The following is a 22,445-nucleotide window of genomic DNA, read 5'->3' as shown; positions in this document are numbered from 1 at the left end:
CCGCGTAGGCGAGATGGGGCTGGCCTATTGTCCACGAGCGTGGCAGGTGATTCTCATCATCCCGAACGCGCCGCGGTTGCCGCGCTGAGCGATTCGTTCGTCGCCGGGCTCCGCGAGTGGATCAAGATCCCGTCCATCGGCGTCGATCCGGCGCATCATGCTGACGTGCGGAGATCTGCGGAATGGCTGGCCGATCAGCTGCGCGCCGACGGGTGGCCGGAGATCGCGATCTGGGATCGCGGACCGGCGCTTCCCGCCGTTTACGCCTGCTGGCCCGCCGCGGATCCCGGGGCGCCGACCGTGCTGGTTTACGGTCACCACGACGTGCAGCCCGTCGATCCCGTCGAGCGCTGGCACCATCCGCCGTTCGAGCCTGTGACCAGCGGCGACGAGTTGTACGGCCGGGGCGCTAGCGACGACAAGGGGCAGGTGGCGATGCACCTGCTCGCGGTGAAGGCGCATCTGGCGGCGACCGGACAGAATGCGCCGAGCGTCACGTTGAAACTCTTCATCGAAGGTGAGGAGGAATCGGGTTCTCCGCACTTGCGAAAGCTGTTGCAGGACCATGCGGACGATCTCGTTTGCGATCTTGTGGTGTTCACCGACACCGCGTTGCACGAACGCGACGCGCCCACGGTCAACACCGGCCAGCGCGGTGTTCTCGGTGGCGAGATCACGTTCCTCGGCGGCACCGATGACGTTCATTCCGGACGGGCCGGCGGCGCGATTCCGAATCCCGCGACAGCACTGGCGAAACTGGTCGCCGCGCTGCACGACGAGGAAGGCCGGATCCAGCTGCCTGGCTTCTACGACGACGTCCGCGAGCCGTCCGCGCGGGAGCGGAAGGACTACGCGGAGCTGCCGTTCGACGAGCAGAAGTGGTTGGCGCACAACGGAGGCGGGGCGCAGGCGCTGAGCGGCGAGCCCGGCTACACGACCCTCGAACGGATCTGGGTCAGGCCCACCGCCGAGATCAACGGTCTGAGCAGCGGCTACACCGGGCCCGGCCTGAAGACGATCATCCCGGCCAGTGCCACGGCGAAGATCAGCTTCCGGCTCGTGCCCGACCAGCTGCCCGAGAAGGTCGCGGACCAGCTCAAGGAGTTCGTCGCCAAGCACACGCCGCCGGGCATCCGGGCGGAGATCAGCTTCCGCGGCGACGGGGTGCCGCCGTACGCGATCAGCCCGGACGACCCGGCCAACGCGACCGTCAAGGAGGCGATGGAGCTGGCGTTCGACCAGCCGGTGCGGTTCGCACGGGCCGGCGGGTCGGGGCCCGCGGCGGTGCTGCAGGCGTGGCTCGGGGTGCCCCTCGTCTACCTCGGAGCGACCTTGCCGGATGATCGCGTGCACGCGCCGAACGAGCGCGTGGTTGTGCCGTTGCTCCTCAAAGGCGCGGAGGGGGCTGCTCACCTGTGGCGGATGTTGCCCGAGAGGTTGACACGATGAGCCTGTCTGACGAAGCGTCGCACTCGCTCGTCGGTGTGATCAGGATGCCGGACCAGGTGCAGAGCCCGGTCCAGGCGATCGTCAAGCGCGTGATCGGCGCGTCGGCCGCGCTGTTGCTCGCCGTGCTGATCGTCTACATAGACCGCGATGGCTATCGCGACGTGAACGAGGACGGCGTTTCACTGCTTGACTCGTTCTACTACGCGACTGTTTCTCTCTCGACGACCGGCTACGGCGACATCACGCCCGCCTCGTCGTCGGCACGGCTGGTCAACGTCTTGGTCATCACGCCGTTGCGAGTCCTGTTCCTGATCGTGCTGGTCGGCACGACACTCGAAGTTCTCACCGAGCGCTCCCGTCAGGCGTTGCGCATTCAGAAGTGGAGGCGGGTCGTGCGGGACCACGTTGTGGTCGTGGGTTATGGCACGAAGGGGCGGTCGGCGGTCGCCGCGCTGCTCGGCGACGGTGTCGAGCCCGGCTCGATCGTCGTCGTGGACACCGTGCAGGAGTCGCTCGACGCCGCGTCCGCCATCGGGCTCGTGACCGTGCATGGTTCCGGTACGCGCAACGACGTGCTGAGGGTCGCCGGTGCGGCCCGAGCGCGCGCGATCGTCGTTGCCCCGAACCGGGACGACACGGCGGTGCTGATCACTCTCACCGCCCGTGAGCTGGCGCCGAAGGCGCAGATCGTGGCGTCGGTGCGGGAGCGGGAGAACGAGCACCTGCTCAAGCAGTCCGGTGCCGACTCGGTCGTCGTGTCGTCGGAAACGGCGGGCCGTCTGCTCGGCATGGCCACGGCGACGCCGACGGTGGTCGCGATGGTGGAGGACCTGCTCACGCCCGACGCGGGTCTGGCGATCGCCGAACGCGACGTCGAACCGGGCGAGGTCGGCGGCTCGCCGCGGCACCTGTCGGACATAGTGCTGGGTGTGGTGCGAGGCGGGACGCTGTACCGGGTCGACGCACCGGAGGCCGACGCGATCGAGCCGGGCGACCGGCTGCTCTACGTCAAGAAGGTGACGCCCGCCGGGGACTAGCCGATGCGCCGGTGCCCGCCTCGGACTTGCCGAGGCGGGCACTTGGGCTCACCAGGTCAGATGACCCGACCCCACGCCTGGTCGATGTATTGCGCGCAGTCGAACTGCACCAGCTGGGTGCCGTCACTGCCTCCGCGTACGATCAGGCACTTGCGGCTGTTGACGTTCTGCAGCCAGTACCAACCGGGGTAGCCCGGGTAGTTGTAGAACTCCCAGTACTGGTCGACGTAGTTCAGGCACTGGAACTGGACGGCGGGCGCCTCGTTGCCAGTACCGCGGACGAGCAGGCACTTGCCGCTGTTCGCGTTGCGAAGCTGGAACCGCGAGCTGCCTTTGTCGACGAGGCTCCACCTCTGGTCGTTGTAGTTCAGACACTGGTACTGGACGACGGGCTGGCCGTCGGCCCCACCTTGGGACAGTGCACATTTGCCGCTGTTCAGGTTCATCAGCCACGTGGCGGCCGAAGCCGCCATGTCCATCTTCACCGGAGCAGCATTTCCCGGCAAAGCGGCCGCCGGTTCCGCGCTGGCCGGCTGAAGCGCGCCGACCAGGGCGAACAGCGCGCCGAAAAATGCGATGACGATTCGAATGCTTGCACGCTTCAAAGAGTCCCCAGACTGAAAGAATGCGTAACGGCAGAATCGGTCGCACGCCGTAACAGCAGCTCAGCGTGATCGAGGGCGCAGTCGTGGCTGCGTTACGAAGTGTCTTAACCCCCAATGGACCTCGATGCCCCCATGCCTGGTCCGAGAGCCACGGTATTGGGGAAGTCCATAAAGGGAAATAGACCGAACGGATCTAAGAAAGCGTCCCCTGCTTGGGAGCAGGCAGCACGGCCGGTGCGCGCAGAGGTGCGTAGCGGAAGAGAAACGCGTAGAAGCCGCCTGCCAGGGCTGCCATGCAGAGCAGCAGCGCGGTGAGGCGGCGCCCGACCGGCAGTCCGGCGGGGACCGAGGCGGCGGAGGAGACCATGTCGCCGCCCGTCATGACGATCTCGACGGTCTCGCCCTTGCTGTGACCGCAGCCGTCGAGTTTGGCCTGCTTCTTCTGGCCGCCCGCGTCCCATTCGACGGTGTCCATGCCCTGGCCGCACGCGCCGGTCTCGACGACGGTCGCGGCCACGGGTCTGGGGGGTTCCTCGGCGCCGAGCACCTTGGCTGGCACCAGAAGTGCGATCGCGACTCCGATCCCGACCAGTCCGACGACCAGCAGGATGAACACCCATCTGTCGGGGCTTCGCGGAACCGCCACACTGCGATGTTCGCAGACGCGGCGGCCCGCGTGGAGCCCAGGTTTACTTCGGCAGCTGACGCAGCTGCTCGACCTTGACCGTCTTGCCGTCGGACACCGTTCCGGTCACCGCGACGAGGTCGCCGTTCTTCGGCTTCTCGCTGACCGCGGACAGGTCCAGCGGCGTCTGCAGGCCGTCGAGCTGGATCAACGTGGCGTTGTTGCCGTTGACGTCCTTGATCGTGCCCTGCTCGTGGGCCTTGGCCAGCGCCACGTTCAGCGCCTTGCCGTCCTTCACGCGCACGGTCACGCGCTGGTCGGCCTTGAGCCCGTTGAGGTCGCCGCCGCGCAGTTTCGTGGAGCCGTCAGTGGTCAACGACACGTCGCTGCCGTCGTCCTTGGTGATCGTGAGTTTGCCGGACTCGACGGACTTCACCCGTCCGACGACGAGAGTGCTGTCCTTCAGCTTCACCTTGTCCGGGCGGCCGGGCTTGCCGGGACCGCCGGGGTGGCGTTCCGCGAACGCCGCGGGCGGGCCGTCGGGGTTGTCGGCCGCTGCCGCGACCGCGATGCCGCCGACGGTGAGTCCGGCGGCCGCGACGATGGCGCCGGCCCACGCAGATTTCTTCGACATGTGGCTCAGAGTGCGCGCGCATTCTGAGCGTGAGCTGAAGGCAAGTCGCCCGAAGTCCGGATGATCAGCAGAATGGTGAGGTGTCCGCCAGGGTGTTGGTGATCGAGGACGCCGAGGCGATCGGCGCCGCGGTGTCGTCCGCGTTGCGCGAGTCCGGGTACGAGGTGCAGCACCGGCTGGACGGGCGTCAGCTGGAGACCGATCTCGGTCGCTTCCGGCCCGATCTGGTCGTGCTCGACGTGATGCTGCCCGGCAGGGACGGCTTCCAGCTGCTGGAGGTGATCCGCCGGTCTTCCGGGGCCGGGGTGGTCATGCTGACCGCGCGGGACGGGGTGCCCGACCGGTTGCGCGGGCTGTCCGGCGGGGCCGACGACTACGTGGGCAAGCCGTTCGTGCTGGCTGAGCTGGTGGCGCGGGTGTCCGCGGTGTTGCGCCGGCTCGGGCGGACGCCCACGACGGTCCAGGTCGGGGACCTGGTGGTGGACGCGGACGCCGGCGTCGTCATGCGGGCCGATCAGGCCATCGAGCTGACGGCCACCGAGCTGCGGTTGCTGGTGTACCTGGCGGCTCAGCGTGGGCGTGTGGTGTCCAAGACGCAGATTCTCACCGCTGTGTGGGGGTACGAGGACTACGACCCGAACCTCGTCGAGGTCCACATCAGCGCGGTGCGGCGGAAGCTGGAGGAGCACGGGCCCCGGTTGGTGCACACCGTGCGCGGGTTGGGGTACGTGTTGCGGGCTGACGAATGAACCTTCGCACGGTGTCGCTGCGGCGACGGGTCGCTGTTTCGGTGCTGCTGGTGCTGTTCCTGGTGCTGGTGGCGCTGGTGATCTCGGTGGACCGGACGTTCCAGGGGCTTTCGAACCGGGACGTCGATGTCGTTCTGCGGGATGCCGAGAACCGGGCCGTCGCGCAGATGATGCGCGGGGCGGCGCCTCGGGACGTGGTTCGGCAGCTGAGCAAGCGGAACATTCACGTCACCGTGGAGCTGGGTAACGGTGCTCGGTTCGGGGAGGCTCCGGACGGGGGATCGGTTCAGCGCAAGAACCGGGTCATCGGCGGGGCCAAGTTCACGTTCTACGCTGACACCGAGGCCATTTCGCAGGCTCAGGTCCGGTTGCGGAAGCTGTTGATCTTGTTGGGGCTCGGGGCCATCGTGGTCACCGGGGTTCTGATGATTTGGGTTGTTCGGCGGGCGTTGGCGCCGTTGGACGCCATGACCTCGCTGGCTCAGGCCATTGCCGCTGGGCATCGGGGTGGGCGGTTGAATCCCTCTCGGACGGACACCGAGCTGGGGCGGACCGCTGCCGCTTTTGACGGGATGCTGGATTCGTTGGAGGGGTCGGAGCAGCGGACTCGGCGGTTTGTCGCTGATGCTGCTCATGAGCTGCGTACGCCGATCACCGGGGTGCAGGCCGTGGCTGAGGCTCTGGTGCAGGCGCCGGTCGACTCTCCTGATCGGGATCAGATGTCGTTCCTGCTGGTGAGGGAGGCTCGGCGGGCTGGGCGGCTGGTGGATGACCTGCTTGCGCTGGCCCAGTTGGATGCCGGGTACGAGATGCAGCGGGAGAGCGTGGACCTGATGGGGCTGGCTGAGGCTGAGGTGGCTCGGACTCGGTTTGTGGCCCCTGATTTTGACATTGCCGCTTTTGGGGAATCGGCGGTTGTGGTCGGGGACGGGCAGAGGTTGGCTCAGGTGTTGGCCAACCTGGTGGACAACGCTCGGCAGGCCACTGGGCCTCAGGGGTCGGTTCGGATTTCCGTGGATTCTTCTGGGTTCACCGTTTCTGATGATGGGCCTGGGGTGCCGGAGTCTGAGCGGGAGCGGATTTTTGACCGGCTGGTTCGGTTGGATGATGCTCGGGATCGGCGGTCCGGGGGGTCTGGGTTGGGGCTTGCCATCGCTCGTGGGGTCGTTCTGGCTCATGGTGGGGAGTTGACCTGTGAGCCTTCGGATTCTGGGGCGGTGTTTCGGGTTGTTCTGCCTGGGGTGATTTCTGGGGGCGCGCCGGTTTCGTAGGTCGTTCCCGGTTGCGCAGGTGGTTGCGATGCGTGGGGGTAGGCCGCATTGGTCTTTTCGGCTCCGTCCTCTGGGGTTAACCAGTCGCTTCGCTTTGCGGGGTTTGGTTCCCTTTAGAGATGGACGTTGACGTTGTTGTGCAGTGGGTGCGGACTGAGTGGACCAAGGCCTCACGGGGTGGGGTTTCGGCCGGTCTGCGGAACTCGCTGCCTGTGGCGTTTGCGTTGCCGCACACCAAGGCTGCTGTGCACGAGGTGTTTCAGCGGGAGTGGGAAGACTACGAGCCCGTGTGGTCCGAGGAGAGCTCCTCGATCGACCGGATGCGGCTCGGCCTCCGGGAGGAGGACGGGATCCTGGCGGTGCAGTTGCAGGATGTCATGCTGGCCGCGCCTCGTCGGTGGGCCCGGCCTTCGCCTGTGCGGTTGCAGCGTGGGGAGTGGGTTCGGTGGCAGCTCAACCACCGGTGGGTGCGGCCGCGTGACGGTGGGTGGAACTACGAGATGACCACGCTCAACCTGGCGTACGGCGGCGTTGCGGACCTGAAGGTGTTCCTCGGGAAGCCCACTCGGCTGGTGGACGAGCGGGCTCGGCTGCGTTAGGCGACTTGGGCTGCGGGGGCGGCGAAGGTGTTGCAGGCGGCCGTGGAGTTCGACTTGAAGCCTGTGGTGGCCCATTGGGCCTGGTTGGCCGCTGAGCCGTGGGCGTTGTTCTCCGGCTTTTCCTCGATGGCGTACTTGAAGTCCTCCTGCGCCTGCCTGGCGAGGCTGGCGGGGATGGAGCCCTTGCCGGAGACGCTGGTCAGGAACATGCCCGCGAAGCAGTTGGCCTGGAGTTCGAGCCGGCGGGACATTTCCAGGCCCGCCGGGGTCTTCTCGCCCGCGTCGGTGATTTTCAGGTCGGCGGCGCGCAGCAGGCCCGAGAGCGCTTGAACGTGGTGGCCGTACTCGTGGGAGAGGGTGGCCAGGTGGGTTGCCGGGGCGTCGCCGCCGCCGTTGTCGCGCAGGCGGGCCGTGGGCATGTAGATGGTGCGGTTGCGGCCGCAGTAGTAGGCGACGGCGTGGTCGGATTCCGGGGCGGCGCCGCACGGGCCGTCCTTCAGCTCCGGGGAGGCGTCCAGGGTGGGCTTTTCGAACGGGAGGTTTGCCGACGTCAGGAGCGGGCCCCAGGCGTTGTCCAGGCATTCGACGCCCGCGGCGTAGTAGGCCGCCAGCTGTTGGTCGGAGAGGCCGAAGACCGGGAGATGGCAGGTCACCTGGGGGAGCGAGGCCGGAGTCACCAGGAACGGGTGGTCCGCCAGGCGGTAGACCGCGCGGGGGCGCACCGGGGTGGACGGTTCCGTGGTGGACGGGGACGGGGCCGGGCGGGAACCCGCCAAGGGGTGGCCCGTCACCAGTCTGGGGCGGCTCAGTTGACCGATTCCGAGGACGAAGGCGACCACCAGCACGAAGACGGACCCGAGCACTACCGGGTTGTTCTTGGCTGGTTGGGTCACGTTTGCCCCTTCCGGGTCTAGGAGACTGAGCCTGCGTCGGCGGCCCAGGTGTTGCACTCGGAGGCCTTGTTGGTGCGGTAGCCCCTGTCCACCCAGCTCGCGTTGTTCTGCGGTGTGCCGTGGTCCTTCGTCGGGTAGATGTCGTAGTCGCCTCGGTTGCCTGCGTCGGACAGGCCCACCCGGATCACGTCCATCGGTACTGCGCCGTGCGAGAGCGGGGCCAGGGTCATGCCGCCGAAGCAGGTGGCCTGCAGCTCCATCCGGCGGTTCAGATCAAGTCCCTTTGGAGTATCCCACCCGCCCGCGTCGTACTGCGCGCGGTCCGAGGCTTTGAGCATCCCGGTGAGCCATTGGATGTGGTGGCCGTACTCGTGGGCCAGCTGGCCCAGGTACTTGCCGGGGTGGTTCGGGTTGTTCGGGTTGCGTTCGGCGGCGTAGGCGTTGGCCGTCCAGTAGATGCCGCCCTGGCAGTAGCGCGCCGTGGAGTCGGGGCGGACGGTGCCGCACGGGTACTGCATCGTTTCGGTGACCACGTGCAGTTCCACCGGCTGGTACGGGAGGTTGGCGGCCTGCAGGGCCGGCTTCCACATGCTTTCGATGCACGGGAGGGCGGCGCGCAGGAAGCGGTCCTGGCCCGCAGGGGAGTAGTCCATCGCCGGGAGGGCGCAGCCGGAGATCGTGTTCGCGCCGAAGTTGCCCTTCAGGAACGGGTGGTCGGCGAGGGCGTAGACGGCCTTCGGGCCTGCCGGGGCCGTTGAGGTCGACGGGGCGCGGGAGGCCGACGGGCGCGACGGGGTGGTTGTCGTGGTCGTGGCGTCGGTGGTGGTCGTGTAGCTGATGGTCGGGCTGTACGTCGTGTAGTTCGAGAAGCCCGCGTCCTGCACCTTGTTGTTCAGGGTCGCCGCGAAGACGCCCACGGCGCCCAGGCCGAGGACCACGACGCCGCCGAGGATCAGCGCCACGATCGGGCCGTTGCTCTTCTTTGGGGGCGGCATCGTCGGGTACGGCGCGTAACCGGGCTGGTAGCCGCCCCACGACGGTTGCGGGGGTGGCATGACCGGGCCCGGTGGCGGCGGCGGAGCGCCGTACCGACCGTAGGTGGGCGGCGGGCCCTGTGGCGGATTTCCCTGTGGCGGCATGCCATAGGGAGGTGGTGGGCCTTGGGGCGGACGCTGCCCGAGAGGTGCGGGCATCGGCGGAGGGCCGACCGGGCGTGGCGGCGGCCAGTTGCCCGGCGGCGGTGGTTGCGTCATCGCCTGAGGTCCCCCCATTGGTGAGCCTGGGTCGGGTACGAGCATATGCGGACTGTCTTCGTGCGTCCCCCGACCGGGCTAACGCGTCCCGTCCACGTCCTTGTGACGCACGGGCCGGAGGATCGGTTCACGAGACGTCCGCTGGGCTCGCCGCCCACGTGTTGCAGGCCTTGATGTCGTTCTGCTTGTGGCCGTGCATCACCCAGCGCTGGTTGTTCGGCGCGCTGCCGTGGTCTGGCGTGCGGTTGTAGTCGCCGCGTTGGCCCGCGTCCTGCAGACCGGTGTTCACGACGTCCATCGGCACGACGTTCTTGTGCGAGAACGGGGCGAGCGTCATGCCGCCGATGCAGGTGGCCTGCAGTTCCAGCCTGCGGTTGAGCTCAAGGCCCTTCGGCGTGTCCCAGCCGCCGACGTCGTACTGGGCCTGGTCGGCGGCGCGCAGCAGGCCGGTCAGCCACTGGACGTGGTGGCCGTACTCGTGGCTGAGCTGGCCCAGGTAGACGCCGGGGTGACGGACCGTCGAGCCGCCTTCGTTCGCGTAGAAGTTGCCGGGCCAGTAGATGACGCCGCGGCAGAACATCGCGGTCGAGTTCGCCTGGCGCGAGCCGCACGGCGTCTGCACGGTGCCGGTGAACACCTGCAGCTCGACCGGCTGGTACGGCAGGTTGGCCGCCTTCAGCGCCGGCTGCCACGCCTTCTCGATGCACGGCAGCGCGGCCGAGAGGAACCGCTCCTCGCCCGCCGGGTTGTACTCCATCCTCGGCAGCGGGCACGACGGGAAGTCGTTGGCGCCGACCCCGGTGGCGAAGATCGGGTGGTCCGCGAGCTTGTAGACCGCCTTCGGGCCGGGCGGCGTCGTCGGCGTCGAGGACGTCCGCGTCGACGACGTACGGGTGGACGGCGTCGTCGTGGTGGTCGCTGCCGCCGTAGTTGTGTAGGTGTAGGTCGGGCTGTACGTCGTGTAGTTGGAGTAGCCCGCGTCCTTCACCTTGCTGTTCAACGTCGCCGCGAAGACGCCGACAGCGCCGAGGCCGAGGACCACAACGCCGCCCAGCACCAACGCGAGGATCGGGCCGTTGCTGCTCTGGCGGCGCGGAGGCATCACCGGGTGCGGCGGCGCGAACCCGCCGGGCGCTCCGGACGGCGGCGGGCCCCACATCCGTTGAGGCGGCGGCATCACGGGACGCGGCGGCGGCAACGGCCGGTGGCCGGGAGGCGGGCCCATCGGACGCATCTGGGGTGGACGCGGAGGTCCCTGAACAGGGCGGGGAGGCATCGGCGGCCCGTACTGCCGTGGTGCGGGCACGGGCGGTGGGCCTACCGGGCGTGGCGGCGGCCAATTGCCCGGCGGCGGTGGTTGCGTCATCGCCGAAAATCCCCCAGATGGCGTCTGTTCGAAAGTGCGCCAGAGCATATGAGGACTCCGCTATTGTCCGCAGCCGTGTTGAAGAACTGGGGAGCGGCGATCTTCGCCGTGGCCGCGCTGACGACAGCCATGACCTCTGGCACGGCTGTTGGCGCGCTCGCGCAGCCGCTTCCAGGGACCGTCAGCACCGAGGTCCGGATGAAGCTGGAGCGCGACTCCAGGCTGTCCATCACCGAGACCGTCCACGTGCCGGACGGCAAGACGGTCAAGCGGACCGTCCCCTTGCGACTCGCGGTCGGCAACGGCCTGGAGCGCCGGTACCAGGTCACCGATGCGCGCGTCGAGGGCAAGGGCAGCGCGTCCGTCGGCGACGACCAGTTCTCCACGACGTTCGAGGGCGGCCAGGCGACGCTGACCTACACGGTCGTCGGCGCGGTCGCCCCGGTCGGCGACGCGCTGGAGGTCCGCTGGCAGGTCGCGGGCGGCTGGGACACCGAGCTCGACAAGGTCGCCGTCACGTTCTCCGCCCCCGACTCACCCACGTCGGTCAACTGCCTCGCGGGACCCGTCGGCTCGTCGCAGCCGTGCACCAGCGCGGACCTCGCGGACGGCAAGGGCGTGCGCGCGCAGGAGATCAAGCTCGGCGCCGGCGAACGGGTCGACGTCGCGATTGGACTGTCCGCGGGTGTCGTGCCGCCCAACGCCGTCGTGGTCGAGCAGTCCGGGCTGGCGGCCGCGTTCGCGCTGACCCCGATCAGCGGTGCCGCGCTCGGCGGGCTGCTCGTGTTGCTGCTCGGCGGTGTCGGCCTGCTCTGGTACCTGCGCGGCCGGGACGCGGCGGCGCTCGCGAGCGAGGTCGGCGCGGTGTCCGTGCTGGTGCGCGACCAGAGCGGAAGGGTTGCGTTCGCCTCGCCGGACGGCGTGCTGCCCGGCCAGGTCGGCACGGTCGTCGACGAGCACGTGGACGTCGTCGACGTGACGGCCACGGTGATCGACCTCGCCGTCCGCAACTACCTGTGGATCGCCGAGGTCGAGGGCCACGACTGGCAGATCGTGCGCCGCAACCCGGCCGACGACTCGCTGTCCGGGTACGAGAAGGCCGTCTACGACGCCCTGCTGCCGCAGGGTGTCGACGCCGTGACGGTGTCCGAGCTGCGCGGCCGGCGGATCGACCTCGCTCTGGTCCGCGACCGGCTCTACGCGGACGTCGTGGAGAAGCGCTGGTTCGTGCGCCGCCCCGACGCCGAGCGGAGCCTCTTCTGGTGGGTCGGCATCGTGATCGCGGTGCTGGGCGTGGCCGCCACGGTCGTGCTGGCGCTGACGATCGGCAACGCGCTGTTCGGCCTCGCGGTCGCGGTCGGCGGTGTCGCCCTGGCGTTCGGCGCGCGGTCGATGCCCGCGCGGACCAAGCGCGGCAGCGAGCTGCTGGAGCACGTCCGCGGGCTGCGCGGCTACCTGCACGGAGTGACCCCGGACGACGTCCCCGAGGCCGACCGCGAGCTGGTGTTCTCGCGTTCCCTGCCGTACGCGGTGGTGCTCGGCGAGACCGAGCGCTGGCTCACCACGTTCGGTCAGCAAGACCTCTATTGGTACGGCAACTCGGGAACCAACACGGACTTCCGGCGCAGCTTCCCGGCGTTCCTCGGGGCGCTGGACGGTGTGCTCGCCCAGGCGGGCCACCTGCGATCGCTCCGGGCGCCGAACCCGTAGGCTTGCGGACATGGCCTCACCCGAACTGCACAGGTTCACGTTGCCCAACGGCCTGCGGGTGGTGCTCGCCCCCGACGCCAGCGCACCGGTCGTCGGCGTCAGCGTGCACTACGACGTCGGCTTCCGCTCCGAGCCGGAGGGGCGCACCGGGTTCGCGCACCTGTTCGAGCATCTGATGTTCCAGGGCAGCGAGAGCCTGGAGAAGCTGGCCCACTTCCGGCACGTGCAGTCGTCGGGCGGCACGTTCAACGGGTCCACACACCCGGACTACACCGACTACTACCAGGTGCTGCCCTCGGCGGCGCTCGAGCGGGCGCTGTTCCTCGAAGCCGACCGCATGCGCGCGCCGAAGATCACCGAGGAGAACCTCCGCAACCAGATCGACGTGGTGAAGGAGGAGATCCGGCTCAACGTGCTGAACCGCCCGTACGGCGGGTTCCCCTGGATCCTGCTGCCGCCGGTGCTGTTCAAGACGTTCGCCAACGCGCACAACGGCTACGGCGACTTCGTCGACCTGGAGAGCGCCACCGTCGACGACTGCGCGGAGTTCTTCGACACTTACTACTCGCCGTCCAACGCGGTGCTGACCGTGGCCGGCGACCTCGACGTCGAGGCCACGAAGGCGTTGGTGGAGAAGCACTTCGGCGACGTGCCCGCGCGGCCGAAGCCGGAGCGCCCTTCGTTCGCCGAGCCCGCCCCGCAGGGCGAGGTGCGGCACGAGCACGGCGACGCGCTGGCCCCGCTGCCCGCGATCGCGATCGGCTACCGCGTGCCCGACCCGGTCACCGACATCGACGGTTACCTCGCGTACCTGGTGCTCGCGGGCGTGCTCACCGACGGCGACAGCTCGCGCCTGCAGCAGCGCCTGGTGCACCGCGAGGGCATCGTGATCGACCTGAACGCCGGCTGCGGCCTGTTCGGGCCCTTGGAAGCCCGTGACCCCGACACGTTCAGCATCACCGCGATCCACACCGCCGAGGTGTCCGCCGACCAGGTCGTCGCGGCCATCGACGAGGAGCTGCAGAAGCTCGCGCAGGAGCCGCCGTCGGTGGAGGAGCTCGCGAAGGTCACCGCCCGCTGGGCGTCGACCATGCACAAGGAGCACGACCGGCTCACGAACCGCACGCTGGGCCTCGGCTCCGCGGAGCTGCTGTTCGGCCGCGCCGAGCTGATCTACGAACTGCCCGAGCGGATCGCCTCGGTGACCGTGGACGAGGTGTCCGCCGCGGCCAAGGCGCTGCGTCCCGACGCCCGCGCCCTTCTTCTCGTCAAGCCCACCGGAGGAGCCCAGTGACCTCGGCCAAGACCCACCGTTCCGCCGAGGAGATCGGTCGCACCCCCACCGGCCCGCGTCCGCTGCCCGAGCTGGGTGTGCAGAAGGCGGCCGCTGACCTGTCCGCTGTGGACACCGTGCTGCCGAACGGCCTGCGCGTCATCGCGGTCAAGCGCGCCACCGTGCCGATGGTCGAGGTGCGTCTGCGCGTCCCGTTCGCGGACCCGGCCACGTCGAGCGCCGGCTCGCAGCACTCCGCCCAGGCGGAGGTGCTCGCGAACACGATCCTGACCGGTACCGCGTCCCGTTCCCGCGTGCAGATCGACACCGAGCTGGCGCTGGTCGGCGGCGAGCTCGACTCCGTGGTCGACCCGGAGCGCCTGAGCATCACCGGCAACGCGCTGGCCAGCGGCCTCGGCACCGTGCTGGACGTGCTGCGCGACGTGCTGACCTCCGCGTCGTACCCCGCGGAGGAGCTCGAGCGCGAGCAGTCCCGCCTGGTCGAGCGCATCGCGATCGCCCGCTCGCAGCCGAACGTGATCGCGCGCGAGGCGTTGCAGAAGCTGCTGTACGGCGACCACCCGTACGCCAAGGAGATGCCGGAGGCCGACGAGGTCGCCGCGGTCACCCGTGACGACGTGCTGGCGTTGCACCGCAAGGCGTTGCTGCCGCGCGGTTCGGTCCTCGTGATCGTCGGCGACGTCGAGCCGTCCGAAGCCGTGGCCCAGATCGGCGAGGCGCTGGACGCGTGGCAGGGCGACGGCGAGGCCGTCCAGCTGCCGCCGCTGCCGCCCGTCTCCGGTGGCGACGTGCTGCTCGTGCACCGCGCCGGTGCCGTGCAGTCGCAGATCCGCCTTGCCGCGCAGGCGATTCCGCGCACCGACGAGCGCTACCCGGCGCTGCAGCTCGCGAACCTCGTCTACGGCGGGTTCTTCTCGTCCCGGCTGGTCGAGAACATCCGTGAGGACAAGGGCTACACCTACAGCGCCCGCTCGCACCCCGAGTTCACCGTCCACGGCGCCACGCTGCTGATCGACGCGGACACGGCGTCCGACGTGACGGCGGCCGCGCTGCTGGAGACCCGGTACGAGCTCGCGCGCCTCGGCCTGGTGCCGCCGTCGGAGTCCGAAGTGGACGTCGCACGCCGGTACGCCATCGGCACGCTGCTGACCACGACGTCGTCGCAGTCCGGTCTGGCGTCGTTCCTGGTGAACCTCGTCGCGCTCGGGCTGGGCATCGACTGGCTGGTCGAGCACCCGGCCCGGCTGCAGAAGGTCACGCCGGAGCAGGTGGCCGCGGCGGCGCTGGAGTTCTTCGCCCCCGGCAACTTCACCGGTGTGCTGGTCGGTGACGCCGAGCTGCTCAAGCCGAAGCTCTCCGCGCTGGGTGGAGTCTCGTTCCAGTGAGCTTCGATCTGGTCGGTCTGCCCGCGCTGTCGAGATTCGTGATCGACAGGTGCGAGCCGTTGCGCGGCGATTCCGAGCGGATCGCCGCGCTGTGGCCCAAGGCCAGGATGGTCGTCGTCGACACGCGGGGACGCACGCTCGTGGCGGAGCGCGGCACCCGTGTCGTCGACCGGCCGGCCGTGGAGTTCGGAGAGGAACCGCCGCCGGGCTCCGTCCTGCTGGGTGAGCAGGACGGAGTGGCCTACTTCGCCGTGCTGACGCCGGCGGAGGAGGGTGAGCAGGTGCCGGCTTCGCGGGCGTGGGGCCCGCCGGAGCTGACGGACGAGCCGCAGTGGCTCGACCTGCGGCAGGCCGGGGCGACCCTGGACGACATGTCGGCCGGGTTGTTCACCACCGCGGCGGCGTTGTTCCAGTGGCACCGGCTCGCGAAGTTCTGCGCCAAGTGCGGTTCGCCGACCGTGCTGGAGAAGTCGGGCTGGATCTCGGTGTGCTCCGGCTGCGGCCGCGAGGAGTACCCGCGCACCGATGCCGCGGTGATCTGCCTCGTGCACGACGGGGCGGACCAGGTGCTGGTGGCTCGCGGGCCGGAGTGGCCGGAGGGCCGGTTCTCTGTGCTGGCCGGGTTCGTCGAGTCCGGTGAGTCGCTCGAGGCCTGCGTGGCGCGCGAGATCTTCGAAGAGGTCGGCGTGGCCGTCCGGGACATCCGCTACCTGGGCAGTCAGCCCTGGCCGTTCCCGCGCTCGCTGATGATCGGTTTCGAGGCCGTGGCCGATCCCTCGGAGCCGCTGGTGCTGGCCGAAGGGGAGATCGCCGAGGCCAGGTGGGTGTCGCGGGCCGACGTCCGGCAGGCCATCGAGGTGCCCGGCAGCGTGCCGGGGCTCGGGCTCGCGGGCGGTTCGTCGATCGCGTTCCGGATGCTGCAGAGCTGGGCGGCGGCCGGCCACAGCGGGTGACACGACATCCGTTCAGCTGATTCGGCGGTGCGACCAGGTTGCGCCAATTAGCCTCATCCGGTGTGGTCTAGTAGCGCACATCACACCGAGAGTGAGGGGGGCTCGTGAACAACGCTGAGCTCGAAGCGCGCAACGCGGCGTTGCGCGGCCAGGTCGACCAGATGCTGGCGAACCTCGAACGGCAGACCGCGCAGCTGAAAGAGGCGCAGGCCGAGGCGATGGCCAAGGTCGGCAGGGCGACCTCGCAGGACGGCCTGGTCGACGTCACGGTCAACGCCGGGGGCATCGTCACCGACGTCAAGTTCGCGCCGGCCGCGTTCGAACGCAGCACCCCGGAGAAGCTGGCGCAGAGCGTCGTCGCGACGATCCAGAAGGCCGCCCTCTCCGCGCGGGAGCAGGCCGACGCCGCGCTCGCGCCCTATCAGGAGGGCATTCCCGACCTGCCGGACCTGTTCCCGGGCATGCCGTCCCTCAAGGACCTCATCCCGACCCCGCCGCCCGTCGTGCAGCCGAAACCGCAGCAGCATGACGACGACGAGCCGCCGGAGTCCTTCATGGACCGCCGAGGGGGTCAGTGGTGACCGGCTTCGAGGTCGACCCGACGGCGCTGCGCTCGGCGTCGCCGAAGTTCTCGGCGGCGGGCGACAAGCTGCAGACCGCGTGGGAGACGTTGCGGGGCGTGCTCGACGCCAACAACGGCTGCTGGGGCAACGACGAGGCGGGCCAGGAGTTCGCCAAGTCCTACCTGCCGCTCGAACAGTCGGCACGCCAGGCGATTCCGCTGGTCGCAGAGGGCATCCACTCGATCCGCAAAGGTCTGGACGCCTCTGCCGACACCTGGGAAGCCGTCGACCAGGGTGGCGCCAAGTCGCTGGGAGGGAAGTGAGCCGTGGGCATCGAGATTCCGGGCGCTGTTCAATGGCTCACGCCCATCGTGGTCGGGGCGTCGTGGCCGGAGGGCGACGAGACCAAGCTGCGCGCCATGCGGGACGCGTGGGAGGCCGCCGCCAAGTCGATCGGTGAGGTGCTGAACGACGGCAACAGCGCCTCGAAAGCGGCTTTGGGCTGCATGCGCGGGCAGACCGCCGAGAAGTTCGAGGAGTACTGGAAGAAGTACACCGAGGGCGACGCCTACCTGGTCAACCTGCAGCAGCTGTGCACCGACCTGGCCTCAGGCTGTGACAACGCGGCACTCGGCGTCGAGTACACGAAACTCAGCATCATCGCCGCTCTGATCATCCTGGCCGCCCAGATCGCCGCGATGATCGCCTCGGCGGTGGCCACGTTCGGTGCGTCGACCGCGGGCATCCCGATCGCGCAGGTGGCCACGCGCACCTTCGTCCAGATGCTCTTCCAGCAGTTGATCAAGCAGATCATCCTCAACGTCGCGATCAACGTCGGTGTCGACGCCGCGATCCAGACGATCCAGTTCGCGACGGGTGAGCGGAAGTCCTGGGACGTCGGCAAGACGGTCGACGCGGGCGTCGCGGGTGTCGCCGCGGGCATCGCGGGTGGTGCGGTCGGCGCGGGCAGCGCCGCACTCGGCAACACGTCGAAGAACTTCCTGGCGGCTGCTGGCCGTGGCGCGGTGGAAGGCGCCGTCTCGGGTGCGGGCGGCAACGTGCTGAACAACGTCTATCACGGCAAGTTCGAGGCGAAGGACTTCGGTTCGGCGATCCTGTCCGGCGGTATCTCCGGCGGCGTCGGTGGTGCGCTCGGAGGTGTGCAGAACAGGCACGAGGGCCTGTCGAACACCTGGGATACCGGGACCCACACGGATCCGGAGACCGGCATTCGCACGACCAGCGGAGCGAACACGCAGGGGCACACCTACACGACGCCCGACGGGTCGACGACGCGCGCCAACACCGAGGGCAATCCGTACCACGGTGGCTGGGGGTCCGAGAACGCGAGCAAGATCCCAGGCGCGGGTGGGCCGAACAACGTCAACGATCAGGAGGACAGCGACTACCAGGTCAAGTCCGGGGCGAACCCACCGCGGATGGTCGGGCACCTCGATCTACCCGACCCGCCGCCGCGAAAGTAGTCACCGCCAGGGCTGCCAGCCGGGAAGTGGGGCGTGATCCGGACGGGTCTCGCCCCAGTCCCGGCTGCCCGGCGGCAGCGCGTTGTGCTCGGCGACCCGCATCCTCGGGCGCACCCGCCACCAGTCGCCCAGCAGCCACGCCGTCAGCACCACCGAGATCAGGATTCCGACCCGTACGTCGACGCCGGTGCTGCCGAGGTAGAGGAAGATCCAGGCGAACTGGCCGGTGAACGCCGCCGCGAAGAGCCGCCACCCGATGCCGGCCGGTATGAAGGCGCCCTTGCCGATCCCGACCGTCTGCTGCATGAAGCCCACCTGCCGCCGCACGGCCCACTGCCGCAGCTCGCGCCACTCTTCGACCGACATCCGGGTGGGCGACGCCGGCGTGCCACCGCGGGACCGGATCAGCTCGGCGAGCTCACCGGCCTGAGTTGCCGGCAGGATCCACTGCTGCGGCCGCGCTACCAGCCGCAGCAACGGATTCTGGCCGACGAACGTCGTGGTGCCGGTGGGCGTCGGCCACGGATGCACATCCGGCGTGGTGCCCGATTGCACGAGCGTGATGTCACCGAGCCACACGGCTTGCGGGTAAGAACCCGTCGCGTGTGCCCTGTTCGGCTTGTGCACCAGGCGATCTCGCTGCACGTACAGCGATGAGCCGTCGCGCAACGGCACCCGCACCTCGACGTTGCGGCCGAGGTTGGCGCCCAGCCGGAACATTCGTCCGCCGAGGTATCCCAGCATCGGACACAGCACCAGCAGGACGGGGATCCAGACGTACCCGCCCTTGCCGATCAACCAGATCACGCTGATCGGCACCGACAGGAACGCCACCCTGCCCCAGACCCACGGCACGTTCCGGTTCAGCACCCACACCACGCCCGCGACACCTGCGGCAGTGAGCACGGCCCACGGCACACCGGGCGTGGTGAGCAGCGCAACCGAAGGCAGCACAACGGTTCCGGCCAGCGCGAGCGTCGCCCCGACCAGCCAGCGCACCGCCAGCGGTGGCCCGGTGAGCGACACAGCCGGGCCCTCGACCGGAGTGGTCCTTTCCCCGGTTGGCGGTGGACCTTCGCCGACCTCGTCGAGGTGGCTGTCGGTCTGCACGACGGGGGTGGAGTGGACCTCTGGCAGTCCCGAGACCCGTGATCGCACGAGCGCGACGAACTTCTGGGGGTCCTCGACCGGCAGCACCTGCTCGCCCGAGGTCGTCCGCAGCACCACGACGTCGCCCGCTGGCACGGGCAGCCCGCGACCGTCGGTCAGCGTGATCCAGGGCGCCTCGCCGGGCACCGCCTGCCGCGTGCTGATGCCGAGGAGGTCGTCGAACCCATAGGACAGCCTGGTCGGTCCGGTGGAGGCCATCCGTCCGCCGCCGGACATCGCCGTGATCTCCAGGCCGTTGGCGGTGACCTCGACCGCGTCGTTGTACCAGCTGGGCCTGGGGTCGACGCGGAACTCGAACAGCACCTTGTTCGGCGCGCGTTTCGACACCAGATGAGCGAGGTACGTCGCCACGAGCGGGATCCCGAGCAGGATCGGCATGTTGACTGCGGGCGACCTGCTGCCCACGACGACCACGGCGGTGATCGCGGCGACGGCCGACACACCCAGCGCGACGAACGGCCAGTGATGCGGTTTCATGCGTGCCCTCGGAGAGCCATGACCGCCATCTTGGCGAGGACTCCCGGCGAACGCACGCCCGACGCTCCGGGATCAGGCGCCTGTCACCGGGTCACCTCGGCGATGTAGCCGTCCGGGCGGACCGTGGCCTCGGCGCCGTCCAGGGCGATCGACGTGCCCTTGCCGTCGGACAGGTCCAGGCCGGGGACGAACGTGCCTGCGAGCGGGTCGTCGCTGCCGGTGTCGTAGCGGATGTCGGTGCCCTGGACCATCGCCGTTATGTGCTTCCTGACGTCCGGCAGGTCCAGCAGGGTGTTGAAGAGCGAGTACAGCTCGCGGGAGTGCGGGTCGGGACGGGTCAGGGCGACCTGGGCCATGGTGTTGTGCAGGACGCGGGCCGCGACCGGGTGGCGTTCGGTGGTGTAGGTGTCGATCAGGGCGTCGTCGCCGGTCGCGAGTTTCCAGCCCAGGTTCAGGGCGTCCTGCAGGCCCAGGTTGAGGCCCTGGCCGCCGAACGGCGAGTGGACGTGGGCCGCGTCGCCCGCCAGGAGGACGTTGCCGCAGCGGTAGGTGGTGGCCTGGCGGGTGTTGTCGGTCCAGACCGTCGCGGTGTGGACGGCGGTGATGCGGACGTCGTGGCCGCTGACCCTGCGCAGGCTGGCTTCCAGCGTTTCGCGCGTTGCGTCGCGGGTGGCGGGAGGGCCGTCGTACTCCATCGTCATGATGCGGCCCTGGAGCGGGCCGCAGGCGTAGACGCCGGTCGGGGTGTGGTGCCAGCCGCGCGGCAGGTCGCCTTCCAGGTCGACGATCGCCTGGTAGCCGGTGAGCGTCGGGCCGGTGCCGGGGAAGTCGAAGCCCGCGAGCTTGCGGACGGTGCTGCGGCCGCCGTCGCAGCCGACGACGAAGCCCGCGTCGAAGCCGAGGTCGGTGACCTCGACACCGCGGTGGATCTCGACGCCCAGTTCCAGGGCGCGGGCTTCGAGGATTCGTTCGAGTGCTTGCTGGGTCAGCATGACGAGAGGCAGACCGTCCAGTTTGAACAGTCCGGCGAAGTGGCCGGTGGCACCGGTGGGGCGCCAGGCGAGGCGGGCGGACTCCGCCTCGCTCACGGCGTCGATGGCGGAACCGAAGCCGCGCATGGCGAGCATCTGGTAGGTGCGGCCGCTGATCATCTGGGCCTTGATGGTGTCGGCCTGGGTGGTGAGGCGTTCGAGCACGGTGGTGCGGACGCCCTGGAGGGCTAGTTCGCAGGCGAGCAGTAGGCCGACCGGTCCGGCGCCGACGACGATGACGTCCCCAGTAGTTTTCATGCTCAACATTTGAGCGTGAAAACATCCCGGTGTCAAACATGATTTAGGATGGGTGCGTGACCGAGCCGATCTACTCGTGGCTGTACGTGCAGCAGGGCGTCGACGCGGTGAAGGCCGCGATGGGGCAGCGGATGGAGGCGGAGGCCGGGTGCTCGTTGCTGGAGCACGTGGCGCTCTACCAGCTGCACCACAACGGCGGGCGGCTGAAGATGCTGGAGCTCGCCGAGCTGCTCGACGTGAGCCCGTCCGGCGTCACGCGGCTGATCGAACGGCTGGTCAAACGCGGATGGGTCACGCGCGAGCAGCCGCCCGACAACCGGCGGCAGGTCTACGCGGTGCTCACGCCGGAAGGCGAGGAGGCGTGCCTCGGCAACACCGCGCGGGTGTACCGGGCGTCGCTCGCCGAGGAGTTCACCGGGCTGCTGAACGAGCGCGACCTGGCGGACCTGCGCCGGATCGGGCGCAAGCTGCTCGAAGGGCACGGCCGGTGGGACGTGAAGAGGTTCGCGCCGTCAGAGGAGTGACGGCAGCACGTGTTCCTCGGTGACCATCAGTCCCGTGGTGGCCATGGTCTCGGCAAGATCGGGATCCCAGCTCGCGCCGGAGGGGCGGCTGTTCAACGTCGGCAGCTCGACGCCGCGCGCGATCAGCGTGGCGACGGCCTCGCGGTAGTCGGCCGCCGACATCCGCCACGCCGTGCCGCCGGTCCACGCCAGGATCTCGTTGGCCGCGCGGATGCCGTCCGGCGTGAAGTCGTTGTGGCAGCGGACGGTCTTGCCGTCGAGGTGGTGTTTGGCCTGCGGGGTCAGGCCGTTCGGGAGCACCATCAACGGGCCTGGCACGCCGGACTCGAGCAGCCGCGGGCTGCGGACGACGAGCACCTCCTGGCTTTCGAGGGTGTCGTTCAGCGTCAGATAACCCTCGGACGTCAGCACCGGATCGGAGTACGCGTCGGGGAGGACACCGGAGCGTTCCCAGTCGGTGCCCGCGAGCAGCAGGGCTTTCTGGACAACGCGGGTCAGCGGGCGGCCGTCGTCGAGGTCGTTGCCCGCCAGGGCGAAGCGGGTCGTCCACCGCCGGGGTTCTGCGCTCAGCCCGGCCAGGATCGCCGCGGCCTGGTTCGCGATCATCGGCAGCGCGGGCTGCGGGATCTTGCCGTACCTCCGCACGTGCTCGATCCAGTCGGCGGCCCACGGCGCGTGCAGCAACCCGTGCTCCCGCAAGGCGAACTTCAGCACGGCGTCCGCGGTCGAGGCCTCCTCGGACGTCGACATGCCGACCGGCCTGCCGTGCACGGCCTCCAGCACCTCGGGCAACGTGCTGCCGTGCGCGCGGATGTGTTCGTCCAGGCGTGCCAACGAGATCTGCCGGCGGGCCGGGTGCGTGACAGGTTTGCGCAGCAGCTCGCCGAGGACGGTGGCGGTGTGCGCGTCCTCGACGCGGAAGCTGAACGCCGAGCGGCCGCCGCCCTCCATCGTCTCTCGGGCGAGGCGCCAGAACTCCGCCAGCGCGGGCTCGTCCATGTTCACGCCCTCACCCTAGTGCCGCGACAGCCAACCTTCGCCGCGTCTTCGACGCTCAGCGGGGCACCGCGATGCGGCCGTCTGACCGCCGAGCACGGGGCAAAGGCCGCCTGCCA

Annotated in this window: 22 protein-coding genes; 13 read left to right on the top strand and 9 right to left on the bottom strand. The window is 69.4% G+C overall.

Going from position 1 to position 22,445, the window contains the following annotated elements:
- Window positions 1-39: 39 nt before the first annotated feature.
- The gene (locus C8D87_RS25980) at window positions 40-1,449 is read left to right on the top strand and encodes a M20/M25/M40 family metallo-hydrolase (RefSeq protein WP_233442290.1); all 1,410 of its coding nucleotides are present in this window, start codon (window positions 40-42) and stop codon (window positions 1,447-1,449) included.
- The gene (locus C8D87_RS25975; protein WP_109632590.1) at window positions 1,446-2,486 is read left to right on the top strand and encodes a potassium channel family protein; all 1,041 of its coding nucleotides are present in this window, start codon (window positions 1,446-1,448) and stop codon (window positions 2,484-2,486) included. Before C8D87_RS25980 ends, C8D87_RS25975 begins: the two co-directional genes overlap by 4 nt.
- A 56-nt stretch (window positions 2,487-2,542) precedes the next feature.
- On the opposite strand, the gene C8D87_RS25970 is transcribed toward C8D87_RS25975, so the two are convergent.
- From C8D87_RS25970 to C8D87_RS25960, 3 genes are all read right to left on the bottom strand, one after another.
- Entirely contained in the window at window positions 2,543-2,965 is a 423-nt protein-coding gene (locus C8D87_RS25970; protein ID WP_233442333.1) for an RICIN domain-containing protein, read from the bottom strand.
- A 319-nt stretch (window positions 2,966-3,284) separates the two neighbouring features.
- Window positions 3,285-3,737, bottom strand: coding sequence for a hypothetical protein (locus tag C8D87_RS25965; RefSeq protein WP_146231419.1), 453 nt, complete (start codon window positions 3,735-3,737; stop codon window positions 3,285-3,287).
- Window positions 3,738-3,780: 43 nt separating this feature from the next.
- Window positions 3,781-4,350 (bottom strand): single stranded DNA-binding domain-containing protein, encoded by a 570-nt coding sequence (locus tag C8D87_RS25960; protein WP_109632597.1) that lies wholly within the window; start codon window positions 4,348-4,350, stop codon window positions 3,781-3,783.
- Between the two features lie 80 nt (window positions 4,351-4,430).
- On the opposite strand from C8D87_RS25960, the gene C8D87_RS25955 reads away from it, so the two are divergent.
- From C8D87_RS25955 to C8D87_RS25945, 3 genes are all read left to right on the top strand, one after another.
- Window positions 4,431-5,099, top strand: coding sequence for a response regulator transcription factor (locus C8D87_RS25955; RefSeq protein ID WP_109632599.1), 669 nt, complete (start codon window positions 4,431-4,433; stop codon window positions 5,097-5,099).
- An 11-nt stretch (window positions 5,100-5,110) separates the two neighbouring features.
- Window positions 5,111-6,370 carry a sensor histidine kinase gene (locus C8D87_RS25950; RefSeq protein WP_233442289.1) on the top strand — a complete coding sequence of 420 codons (1,260 nt, stop codon included), beginning with the start codon at window positions 5,111-5,113 and terminating at the stop codon, window positions 6,368-6,370.
- 119 nt (window positions 6,371-6,489) lie between these two features.
- The gene (locus tag C8D87_RS25945; RefSeq protein ID WP_112228755.1) at window positions 6,490-6,969 is read left to right on the top strand and encodes a hypothetical protein; all 480 of its coding nucleotides are present in this window, start codon (window positions 6,490-6,492) and stop codon (window positions 6,967-6,969) included.
- Here the strand turns inward: C8D87_RS25945 and C8D87_RS25940 are convergent.
- The 3 genes from C8D87_RS25940 to C8D87_RS25930 form a co-directional block, all read right to left on the bottom strand.
- Entirely contained in the window at window positions 6,966-7,862 is an 897-nt protein-coding gene (locus C8D87_RS25940) for a neutral zinc metallopeptidase (protein WP_112228754.1), read from the bottom strand. The genes C8D87_RS25945 and C8D87_RS25940 overlap by 4 nt on opposite strands.
- 17 nt (window positions 7,863-7,879) lie before the next feature.
- On the bottom strand, window positions 7,880-8,917 hold the full coding sequence (locus C8D87_RS25935) for a neutral zinc metallopeptidase (RefSeq protein WP_233442331.1): 1,038 nt from the start codon (window positions 8,915-8,917) through the stop codon (window positions 7,880-7,882).
- 325 nt (window positions 8,918-9,242) lie between these two features.
- On the bottom strand, window positions 9,243-10,340 hold the full coding sequence (locus C8D87_RS25930; protein ID WP_233439272.1) for a neutral zinc metallopeptidase: 1,098 nt from the start codon (window positions 10,338-10,340) through the stop codon (window positions 9,243-9,245).
- A 216-nt stretch (window positions 10,341-10,556) separates the two neighbouring features.
- On the opposite strand from C8D87_RS25930, the gene C8D87_RS25925 reads away from it, so the two are divergent.
- The 7 genes from C8D87_RS25925 (at window position 10,557) to C8D87_RS25895 (ending at window position 17,870) form a co-directional block, all read left to right on the top strand.
- Window positions 10,557-12,191, top strand: a complete 1,635-nt coding sequence (locus C8D87_RS25925; RefSeq protein WP_109632607.1) for a DUF2207 domain-containing protein — start codon at window positions 10,557-10,559, stop codon at window positions 12,189-12,191.
- Window positions 12,192-12,201: 10 nt separating this feature from the next.
- On the top strand, window positions 12,202-13,485 hold the full coding sequence (locus C8D87_RS25920) for a M16 family metallopeptidase (protein ID WP_112228753.1): 1,284 nt from the start codon (window positions 12,202-12,204) through the stop codon (window positions 13,483-13,485).
- Window positions 13,482-14,870 (top strand): M16 family metallopeptidase, encoded by a 1,389-nt coding sequence (locus C8D87_RS25915; protein WP_112228752.1) that lies wholly within the window; start codon window positions 13,482-13,484, stop codon window positions 14,868-14,870. Before C8D87_RS25920 ends, C8D87_RS25915 begins: the two co-directional genes overlap by 4 nt.
- Complete coding sequence (gene nudC, locus C8D87_RS25910) at window positions 14,867-15,823, top strand: NAD(+) diphosphatase (RefSeq protein WP_109632613.1); 957 nt, start codon at window positions 14,867-14,869, stop codon at window positions 15,821-15,823. Before C8D87_RS25915 ends, nudC begins: the two co-directional genes overlap by 4 nt.
- A gap of 104 nt (window positions 15,824-15,927) precedes the next feature.
- Complete coding sequence (locus C8D87_RS25905; protein ID WP_112228751.1) at window positions 15,928-16,404, top strand: YbaB/EbfC family nucleoid-associated protein; 477 nt, start codon at window positions 15,928-15,930, stop codon at window positions 16,402-16,404.
- On the top strand, window positions 16,401-16,709 hold the full coding sequence (locus C8D87_RS25900) for a WXG100 family type VII secretion target (RefSeq protein WP_170154757.1): 309 nt from the start codon (window positions 16,401-16,403) through the stop codon (window positions 16,707-16,709). The genes C8D87_RS25905 and C8D87_RS25900 overlap by 4 nt, the downstream gene beginning before the upstream one ends.
- Before the next feature lie 3 nt (window positions 16,710-16,712).
- Entirely contained in the window at window positions 16,713-17,870 is a 1,158-nt protein-coding gene (locus C8D87_RS25895; RefSeq protein WP_109632621.1) for a WXG100-like domain-containing protein, read from the top strand.
- Here C8D87_RS25895 and C8D87_RS25890 read toward each other — a convergent pair whose 3' ends face one another.
- Window positions 17,871-19,517 carry a hypothetical protein gene (locus tag C8D87_RS25890; protein ID WP_112228750.1) on the bottom strand — a complete coding sequence of 549 codons (1,647 nt, stop codon included), beginning with the start codon at window positions 19,515-19,517 and terminating at the stop codon, window positions 17,871-17,873.
- 83 nt (window positions 19,518-19,600) lie between these two features.
- Window positions 19,601-20,806, bottom strand: coding sequence for an FAD-dependent monooxygenase (locus C8D87_RS25885; protein ID WP_112228749.1), 1,206 nt, complete (start codon window positions 20,804-20,806; stop codon window positions 19,601-19,603).
- Between the two features lie 56 nt (window positions 20,807-20,862).
- On the opposite strand from C8D87_RS25885, the gene C8D87_RS25880 reads away from it, so the two are divergent.
- On the top strand, window positions 20,863-21,330 hold the full coding sequence (locus tag C8D87_RS25880; protein WP_112228748.1) for a MarR family winged helix-turn-helix transcriptional regulator: 468 nt from the start codon (window positions 20,863-20,865) through the stop codon (window positions 21,328-21,330).
- Here the strand turns inward: C8D87_RS25880 and C8D87_RS25875 are convergent.
- Window positions 21,319-22,329: a DUF2399 domain-containing protein gene (locus C8D87_RS25875; protein WP_233442330.1), complete on the bottom strand. Its 1,011-nt coding sequence runs from the start codon at window positions 22,327-22,329 to the stop codon at window positions 21,319-21,321. The two genes, C8D87_RS25880 and C8D87_RS25875, sit on opposite strands and share 12 nt — an antisense overlap.
- Window positions 22,330-22,445 lie beyond the last annotated feature (116 nt).

Source organism: Lentzea atacamensis (assembly GCF_003269295.1).
Classification (GTDB): Bacteria; Actinomycetota; Actinomycetes; order Mycobacteriales; family Pseudonocardiaceae; genus Lentzea; species Lentzea atacamensis.
This window is presented reverse-complemented; position numbering and strand designations above follow the sequence as displayed.

Coding starts and splice junctions, on each gene's coding strand:
- C8D87_RS25975 (WP_109632590.1), top strand. CDS start 1,446: ATGAGCCTGTCTGACGAAGCGTCGCACTCGCTCGTCGGTGTGATCAGG.
- C8D87_RS25970 (WP_233442333.1), bottom strand. CDS start 2,965: ATGGACATGGCGGCTTCGGCCGCCACGTGGCTGATGAACCTGAACAGC.
- C8D87_RS25960 (WP_109632597.1), bottom strand. CDS start 4,350: ATGTCGAAGAAATCTGCGTGGGCCGGCGCCATCGTCGCGGCCGCCGGA.
- C8D87_RS25945 (WP_112228755.1), top strand. CDS start 6,490: ATGGACGTTGACGTTGTTGTGCAGTGGGTGCGGACTGAGTGGACCAAG.
- C8D87_RS25935 (WP_233442331.1), bottom strand. CDS start 8,917: ATGCCACCCCCGCAACCGTCGTGGGGCGGCTACCAGCCCGGTTACGCG.
- C8D87_RS25930 (WP_233439272.1), bottom strand. CDS start 10,340: ATGGGCCCGCCTCCCGGCCACCGGCCGTTGCCGCCGCCGCGTCCCGTG.
- C8D87_RS25920 (WP_112228753.1), top strand. CDS start 12,202: ATGGCCTCACCCGAACTGCACAGGTTCACGTTGCCCAACGGCCTGCGG.
- C8D87_RS25890 (WP_112228750.1), bottom strand. CDS start 19,517: ATGAAACCGCATCACTGGCCGTTCGTCGCGCTGGGTGTGTCGGCCGTC.
- C8D87_RS25885 (WP_112228749.1), bottom strand. CDS start 20,806: ATGAAAACTACTGGGGACGTCATCGTCGTCGGCGCCGGACCGGTCGGC.
- C8D87_RS25875 (WP_233442330.1), bottom strand. CDS start 22,329: ATGGACGAGCCCGCGCTGGCGGAGTTCTGGCGCCTCGCCCGAGAGACG.